Source organism: Terriglobales bacterium, assembly GCA_035764005.1.
GTDB lineage: Bacteria > Acidobacteriota > Terriglobia > Terriglobales > Acidobacteriaceae > Gp1-AA112.
Genome location: DASTZZ010000058.1, coordinates 1 through 7,747, shown reverse-complemented (window position 1 = coordinate 7,747; position 7,747 = coordinate 1). Strand labels below are relative to the sequence as shown.

6 protein-coding genes are annotated in these 7,747 nt (G+C 56.6%); 4 read left to right on the top strand and 2 right to left on the bottom strand.

The window, feature by feature from the left end:
* The first annotated feature begins 235 nt into the window (after positions 1 to 235).
* The 3 genes from pgsA to VFU50_08960 all read left to right on the top strand — a co-directional run bounded on the left by pgsA (position 236) and on the right by VFU50_08960 (position 2,277).
* The gene (gene pgsA / locus VFU50_08970; GenBank protein ID HEU5232978.1) at positions 236 to 910 is read left to right on the top strand and encodes a CDP-diacylglycerol--glycerol-3-phosphate 3-phosphatidyltransferase; all 675 of its coding nucleotides are present in this window, start codon (positions 236 to 238) and stop codon (positions 908 to 910) included.
* 146 nt (positions 911 to 1,056) lie between these two features.
* On the top strand, positions 1,057 to 1,356 hold the full coding sequence (locus tag VFU50_08965) for a hypothetical protein (protein ID HEU5232977.1): 300 nt from the start codon (positions 1,057 to 1,059) through the stop codon (positions 1,354 to 1,356).
* 3 nt (positions 1,357 to 1,359) lie between these two features.
* Positions 1,360 to 2,277 (top strand): Kdo hydroxylase family protein, encoded by a 918-nt coding sequence (locus tag VFU50_08960; protein ID HEU5232976.1) that lies wholly within the window; start codon positions 1,360 to 1,362, stop codon positions 2,275 to 2,277.
* 141 nt (positions 2,278 to 2,418) lie between these two features.
* Here VFU50_08960 and VFU50_08955 read toward each other — a convergent pair whose 3' ends face one another.
* Together VFU50_08955 and VFU50_08950 are read right to left on the bottom strand one after the other, a co-directional pair.
* Positions 2,419 to 4,914, bottom strand: a complete 2,496-nt coding sequence (locus VFU50_08955; protein HEU5232975.1) for a HEAT repeat domain-containing protein — start codon at positions 4,912 to 4,914, stop codon at positions 2,419 to 2,421.
* 245 nt (positions 4,915 to 5,159) lie between these two features.
* Entirely contained in the window at positions 5,160 to 5,627 is a 468-nt protein-coding gene (locus VFU50_08950) for a nucleoside deaminase (GenBank protein ID HEU5232974.1), read from the bottom strand.
* A gap of 254 nt (positions 5,628 to 5,881) precedes the next feature.
* Here VFU50_08950 and VFU50_08945 point away from each other — a divergent pair.
* Positions 5,882 to 7,747, top strand: a 1,866-nt coding sequence (locus tag VFU50_08945) for an ABC transporter permease (protein HEU5232973.1), incomplete at its 3' end; no start/stop codon positions are given.

Below are 7,747 nucleotides of genomic sequence, written 5' to 3'. Positions count from 1 at the left end.
GCGGCGAGGAATCCCTACGGACTTCGAAAGCGTGGACCCAAGGGCATTCGGATTGTCGGTCGCTCTCTTGAGGATTTCGCACGAGAAGGGATCATGCAAGTCGATAGGGATTCCTCACCGCAAAGGCGGCGGTTCGGAATGACAGCAAGCATCGGAATGACAGTAAGGCAGGAACGCCGTCGTTGCTTTGGCTCAAGACGAAGCAGATAATCGAGGCGTCGGGACTGCTGTTTCTGTGAATCTGCCCAATTACATCACGATTAGCCGCATCTTCAGTGTGCCCATATTGTTGTGGCTGCTGACCAGCAACGTCCTTTCCGGCACCCACGGAGAGAAGGAGCTGGCTGCTTCGGCGCTATTCATTTTGGCTTCGATTACTGACGGTCTGGACGGGTATCTGGCGCGCAAGCGAGGCCAGGTCACGACGATGGGCATGCTGCTCGATCCGCTTGCCGACAAGCTGCTGATTGCCGCTGCGTTCATTTCCCTCGTTCAGTTCAATCCCAGGATCGTTCCAGCTTGGATCGCTGTTCTCATCATTGGGCGCGAGTTCCTGGTGAGCGGCTTGCGCAGCATTGCTGCTTCGGAAGGCTTCACTATTCAGGCGAGCAATCTTGGCAAGCTGAAGATGTTCGCCCAGATCGTTAGCGTAGTCGCCGCCATCCTCGACCACAAATGGCTGGCGTGGAACATCGGCCAGTCATTCGTTTTTCCGGTCGATCTCATCGCGCGCATAGCTATCTGGTTCATGGTCGCGGTCTCAATTGTCTCGGCCGTGGATTACTTCGTAGCTTTCTGGTCAAAGATCGACCGCGAAGTTTCAGCCAGCCGCCTCCGCCGCAAGCCGTTTGTGCTCACACGCCGAAAAACTAACGATCTTCCTTCCCACGGAGCCCAGCCGAATAGCTGAACCTGGGAAAAGCGTTTCGGGTTTCGAGTTTCAGGTTTCGGCAAAGCCAGTTGTCCACGTTTTCTCGAACACAAAGCTTAGGAGCAGGCTTTGCCGAAACCCGAAACTTGAAACCCGAAACTTCCTTAGCTCGGTAAAATGTGTTCATGCCCTCTATCCACATGAAGGAGATCCGCATTCCTTCGACGATCATGCGGGAGAGCAAGCCCTCGGTTATTTACACGATCGCAAAGGCGATCGGCACAGCATTGCTCGTATCGGTGATTTCGTTCTTCTTTCTGAACGCCTGCGCGATTGCGGGGATCGCGATCCTCGGCTCGATTCGCGGCCGGCGCCTTGATTTCGCCATGGCTTACCGGGATTTTGCTGCTCCCGCGGCAATTGGAATCTTCGTTCTCGCTCTCGTGGGTTCCATGATTTTCTTCTTTCGGGAAAGAAGCAGGTAGCGCATGCAGCTCGTCACCATTTCCCGAAATGAACTCACGGATTCACTGAAAGAACCGGCGCGGCTGCGGGACTTCTGCGTGAAGCTCGAAGCCGGCGACATCATCTTTTTCCCTGAGACTCCCCTTGTAATTCCGAGCAGCGATTTGGAGTTTCTTATTGGGCATCAGCAGGTCGGCGGGGCGTATCACAAAAACATCGCCTACCGTCCGCTGGAAGATCGCATCACCGGCTTCGACGCACAAAATCCCAAAATTGCCGATCGCCTGCGCGGCATCATGCGGCGGTATTCCGACGATGTGATCGATTTTCTGCGCGGCTTTTTAGCGCCATATCAGGCGCGCTGGCGCGTCGATTACGCCAGCTATCGTCCGGAGGAGGAAGAAGGACGCGACCTCTCGCTGCGCAAGCGCAATGATCTTCTGCACACCGATGCTTTTCCGACTCGTCCGACGCATGGAGATCGCATTCTGCGCTTCTTCAACAACATCAATCCGCAGCGCACGCGCAATTGGATTACTACTGAGACCTTCGACGTGCTGGTTGAAAAGATGCGCGCAGGCAAGCTGAACGGCGGCAGCTCCGTGCCGCTGCCTTCGTCGATGCAGATGTCGGGAGCGAAACGCGCGCTGGCTGGAATCGGCTTCGGCACCCTCGCGCCGTCGCTAAAGCGCTCGCCTTACGACGAATTCATGATGCGCTTCCACAATTACCTGAAAGAGAATTCGTCGTTTCAGCAGAATTGTCCGAAGCAGCACTGGGAGTTTCCGCCGGGCTCGAGCTGGATGGTCTACACCGATATGGTCAGCCACGCTGTGCTGTCAGGACAGTTCGCGCTGGAGCAGACGCTGATCATTTCGCGCGAGGTAATGGTCACGCCGGAAAAGTCGCCCTACGGCGTGCTGTCGAGCTTGGCGAAGTAACAGACCGGTGCCGGTAGGCGCGCTGGTGCAGCCCGATGTTTGCGGCCGCGCATAGTTTGCATATCCGTCTTCCGCAAAGTGGATCATCACGGAATCCGGAGCTTGGCTTAGTCGCTCATCTCCGGCACGCCGGCGCTTCCGTTATTCGTCTCCACGCACTTGCCATTCAGGCATCGATTGAAATTGCGCCATCTTTTCTGCGCCGTGCTGGTCGTACCACTGATGCCATGCCTTCGCGTTGGCTGGAAGACCAACATCCGCGATCTCCTGCATGGCGAGGAATGACCAATTGCGCATCTGCGCGTTCGTATCTGGAGCCTCGGCTAATTCGAGCAACTTCGGGAAAATCCGCATGCGCTGCTTGCGCATGAAGTCCCCGCAATCGGAGATATTGCAGCCGGCGCGATCGCGAACGCTGAACGAGGCATCAGTGGTGAATATCTGAAATAAGTCGTCGAGTGCCTGGTCCGTTCCTAAGAATCGCAGGCCCTCGGCTGCCGCTTGACGGACCTTCGCGTCAGGGTCAGTGCGGGCGTAATCGTAGAGCGCATTTTGGACCTGCTCAGTCTCAACACCTCGCCCGCCGAGCATGCCTAAGTACCACATGTCGTACGCGCGAGAGCTGGGATCGTTCTTCGCGCGACCGAGAAGAATGCTGACAGCTTCGCTGTCTTTGCTCCAGCCTTCCATCGCAAGCATCATGTCGGAGTAGGCGTACCGTACGCGCAGATCGGTTGAGTATTGCGCGCGATTTAACAACTGCTGCATGCGCGGACTCTGCTTCACTTCGCCTTTGTAGTCGGCGTAATGCGAGTTGAAGATGTCCAACGCGCGCGGATCGTGGCCGATGCTGCGCTCCAGCAGGTCCTCAGCCTGGTCCTGCACTGGCAAGGCTGATATTCGTGCCAAATCAGCTTCCGTGATCGGCGAGAACCTGCGCGGGACGACTTGAATAGCAGGACGCGATGCCGATTTGCTCCGAGCAGCGTTCGACTTCGCCGAGTGCGAGAAGCCTGGAATGAGTACCCGACCAAAGATGAACCCGATCCATATGAGCATGAAGACAACTGCTACCCAGCCCGGAGCCTTCCGCGTGGCAGGGGACGGCGGAACGCCTCGCTGTGGCGGCGGACCGTAGAAGTTGGGCGTCTCGACCCGCGTGTCCTGCTTCAGGCCCGCAGCCGATTCGATCTGCGACACCAGCCACCGCGCCTCCTGGCGATCGGCGATTCCATTTACCAAGTTGAGCTTGCGCCCGCTCTTCGTCGTGAGTCTCAATCCGTAGAAGATATTCGTGTTTTGCTGGAATCCGGAGTAGGGATGGATCTCTGCGATTTCCGAAAAAGGGATGGCTTTCGTTCTAGCCAGCCCGAGAAACGATTTGCGCCGGGTGAGAGTGTCGCCCGAAAGCGTGATGCGTGTGCTCGAGAAAATCGCCGAAAAGAGAGCCAGCAGGAGCAGAACATCTACGCAGCCGAAGACGGTGAAGAAAAACTTTGGAGCTTCGGAATGCGGCAGAAAATAGACAACTGCGGTCCAGGCCGCCGCGATCCCAAACAGCGCTAGCGTGGAAGCTGGATTCCGCAGCGGCGGAAAATACATCTGCGTTCCGTTCCAGTCAGTCGAGATCACCGCCGATGTCTTCGCCGGACGCTCCACCGGCCCGCTCTCCGCCTGCATAGCAAAGACCGGCGCTGCGGCAGCTCCGAAGCTGGTGGTGAATACCGAATTGGAACTGGTCGCTGCGCTGGGTGCCGACGAGGCCGCAGTACGAAATACCGGCAGCTCATATTCTTCTTTGAAATCAACGCCTGTCACGTCGGCTTTCGCGCGCAGCAGCCACAGAACTTTATCTCGTGGATTCTCGCTATTGCTCTCGTATGCGTCTGCCGGAACGTCGAAGCTCACGGGAACCGACGTGCCGACCGCACCGAAGCCGAGCAGATTCGATGGGACGTTCTGCTCTTGTTCCCACAGTATCTCGTCATGCGTGCTTTGCTCTTTGCCTGAGCCAGTGGTAATGCGACGCACGCAACAGAGACGCACGTCGATGCCGTGCTGTGCTCCACTGGCGAGATGCAGCTCGATTCTTCCGGTCATCTTCTTGCCCGGAGAGATCGGAAGAGAGTCGAACTCGAAGTAGGTCTTGCCATAGCGTTCGCGGCGAATCGTGGCGATGATCGCGCTGACGGCAGTCAACGGCGCGAAGGAGCCGAGCACGAGGAAGAAGATCAGCGGCGGCGCCGCTTTATGCGCGTCCGGATGCGAGGCAATGAAAATCCACGGCAGCGTAAGGCAACCGACGACGATGGTGGCCACCCACAGCGCCGCAGCACGGTTATTCTGCCGGCCATAGACACGGCTTTGCGCCCAATCCTGACGCCAGAGCCACGGCGAATCGGGGTGCGCAGCTTTGGCTTCGTCATCCTGCTTCAATTTGCTCGCTGCGTACAAAGTTCCGCCCATGATCAGTAGACCGATCAGCGCAAAGCCTCCCGCAAAGATCGCCCCAGCAGTGGAGTTTGGCATCGTCTGCGGTGCAGACAAGCACTTCAGCATGAAAGCGCCGCCCATTCCGGCGAAAGCGAGACCAAAACAGAATAGGAAGGCCACTCCGAGTTTCGAACTGGTACTCATGCAGGCGATTATGTGGCTGGTTTTGGTGAACGCAGAATCGTGTTGGTCCCCGCGAGAGTACGGGAGTAACCGTGCCAGAGTTGATTCAGGTGAACGACACAAACATCCGACCATAACGAATAGAGCAGCCGCGTGTGTTGGGCTGCGTCTCGGCTCCGAGCGAGTCTAACTTCTTGAGCTTATGATCGCGCCTGGAGATGGGTCAGCGCTCATCTCCAGCCCACCGGCTATCGCCGCCGGTTCTGTTAATACCGTACCTTATCCGGTTTCTTGTCCCATTCGCGGAATGCGATGAGGGCTTCGTCACGCATGATCTGTTCCATTTTGAGAGCACGATTTTGCGGATCGCGCGCTAGTTCGTGATAGATGAAGTCATCGTCGAATCCGATGTTCGCTGCGTCGGCGGCGGTGTTGGCGTAGTACACGCGTTCTGGGCGCGACCAGTAGATCAATCCCATGCACATCGGACATGGCTCGCAACTCGTATAGATGTCGCATCCGGTGAGCTGAAACGTGTTCAATCGACGGCAAGCTTCGCGAATTGCGACGACTTCCGCGTGAGCGCTGGGATCGTTTGTGGCTAGAACCTGGTTCCTGCCTTGTCCAACGATCTGGCCATCTTTCACAACCACCGCACCAAATGGTCCGCCATCGTTTGAGCGCGCGTTTTCGAGAGAGAGGGCTATCGCCCTGCGCATGAAATTCGGATCCAATGCTCACCTTGGGTTTGGAGTAGATTTCGCTCTGGATTGTAAACGCTCAGCTCTTCACGTGAAATTTCCCTCAACGTCTCTCAAGATGGCAAAGTGTGTCATCACCAAAAGCGCCGTAAAAGGGCGAATTCAAACACGCGTCGGTTTAGAACCTCCTCCCAATTCGCCCCTAACCTGATCCGTACTCACACGTCTAAATTCCACGGATCCGTAATCTGCCTACCGTGTAATCATCTTTTTTCCTGAGGCCTCCCATGCTCGACCAAGTCATGCAGGACTTCAGCTACGGCGTCCGTGGACTGCGCCGTGCTCCTGGCTTCGCTGCAGTAGCCATTCTGACGCTTGCGTTGGGAATCGGCGCAAACACGGCGATCTTCAGCATCATCTATGCCGTTCTTTTGCGCCCGCTGCCCTATGACAAACCGGGACAGCTAGTGCGGCTTTATGAAACCGAAGCTGCGCCAGGAAATTATCCGTTCACTGGTCCGGACTTTGTCGACTGGAAAACACAGAACCACAGCTTCCAGGACATGACTCTCATCAGCTGGGCTCATTCCATGAACCTTAGCGGGCATGGCGAACCAGACCACGTGATGGGGATTCCCACGGAATCGAACTTCTTCTCTTTGCTCGGCGCGCGCCCTCTGCTGGGAAGAACGTGGGCTCAAGGAGAAGACCAGCCCGGTCACGATCATGTGTTGATCCTCAGCTACGGCTTATGGCAGAGCCATTTCGGAGGCGATTCCAAAATCATTGGCCGTGATGTTGAGTTAAACGGCGAGAAGTACAACGTGATCGGCGTGATGCCGGCGGGATTCCACTTCCCCTCGGAAGCTCAGCTTTGGATTCCCATGGACATGGACAGCAAAGGCCTTGGCCAACGCGGCAGTCATTCTTTCAGGGCTTTCGGTCGCTTGAAGCCTGGCGTTTCGCTGCAGGAAGCGCAATCAGAAATGTCGGTGATCGCTAGCCGCCTCGAACAGCAGTACCCGGATTCGAACTACAAGGTCGGCGCTTCGCTGGTTGAGCTGCACGAGAACATGGTTGCAGAATCGCGCAGTTCCTTACTCATGATGTTGTGGGCCGTAGCGCTCGTGCTGCTGATTGCCTGCGCAAACATCGCAAACCTGCTGCTCTCGCGCGCGGTGGCGAGGCAAAAGGAGATGGCCATTCGCGGTGCGCTCGGTGCAGGCCGCACCCGGCTCATTCGGCAGGTTCTCACGGAAAGCGTTCTGCTGTCGGGCGCCGGTGCCATTGCAGGGTTGGCGCTGGCCTGGGGTGGTGTGAAGGTCATCACGTCTTTAAAGCATCTGGGATTGCCGGAAGCGAACGTGATCAATATCAATCCGGCTGTACTCGGTTTCACATTGGTACTGGCTTTTTTAACCGGCGTTGTTTTCGGCATTGTGCCGGCACTGCAAATCTCGCGTCCAGACTTCTTCGAAGAATTGAAAGGTGGCGCTGGGAGCGCCATCAGCGCTGGCCGGAAACGTCGTTCAGTCAGTGATGCATTAGTGATCGGCGAAGTGGCGCTTTCCCTTCTGCTGCTGATCTCGGCCGGCCTGTTGCTGAGGGACTTCATTCGCCTCCGCAGCAACAATATTGGCGTGCGTCCAGAGGGCGTATGGACCGCGGTGGTATCTCTCCCGGATGCGAAGTACAAAGATCCTCAGCCGCAATTCAGCTTTGCAGAATCTCTGTTGGAGAAAGTCCGGGAGATTCCTGGAGTGGATTCGGCGGCGCTCAGCACTCGCATGCCGCTCGAAGGAGGCAGTAACGGATACATCTCGCTTCGCGGGCAGCCCTTTAAGCCGATGACTGGCCCCCTAGTAGAAAGTCACGCGGTCTCACCCCATTATTTCAAAGCGATGGGAATTCCCTTACTGCGGGGACGGGTATTCACGCAGGAAGATGTGAACAGAGCTTTGGCACTGGATAAACGTGTCGACGCCATCACTAAATCGGGTGGCAAACTCTCGCCCGAAGAGAAAAATGCGATCACAATTCCGACCGTCGTTAACGAGGCCATGGTTCGGCAGTTCTGGCCGAATCAGAACCCGATAGGGCAAATGTTTACCCGCGGCGACAAAGATGGTCCGTGGTACCAGGTAATTGGCGAG

Bases quoted from the DNA above. Each gene is read 5' to 3' on its own strand.
- VFU50_08965 (HEU5232977.1), top strand. From the start codon at position 1,057: ATGCCCTCTATCCACATGAAGGAGATCCGCATTCCTTCGACGATCATG.
- VFU50_08960 (HEU5232976.1), top strand. From the start codon at position 1,360: ATGCAGCTCGTCACCATTTCCCGAAATGAACTCACGGATTCACTGAAA.
- VFU50_08955 (HEU5232975.1), bottom strand. From the start codon at position 4,914: ATGAGTACCAGTTCGAAACTCGGAGTGGCCTTCCTATTCTGTTTTGGT.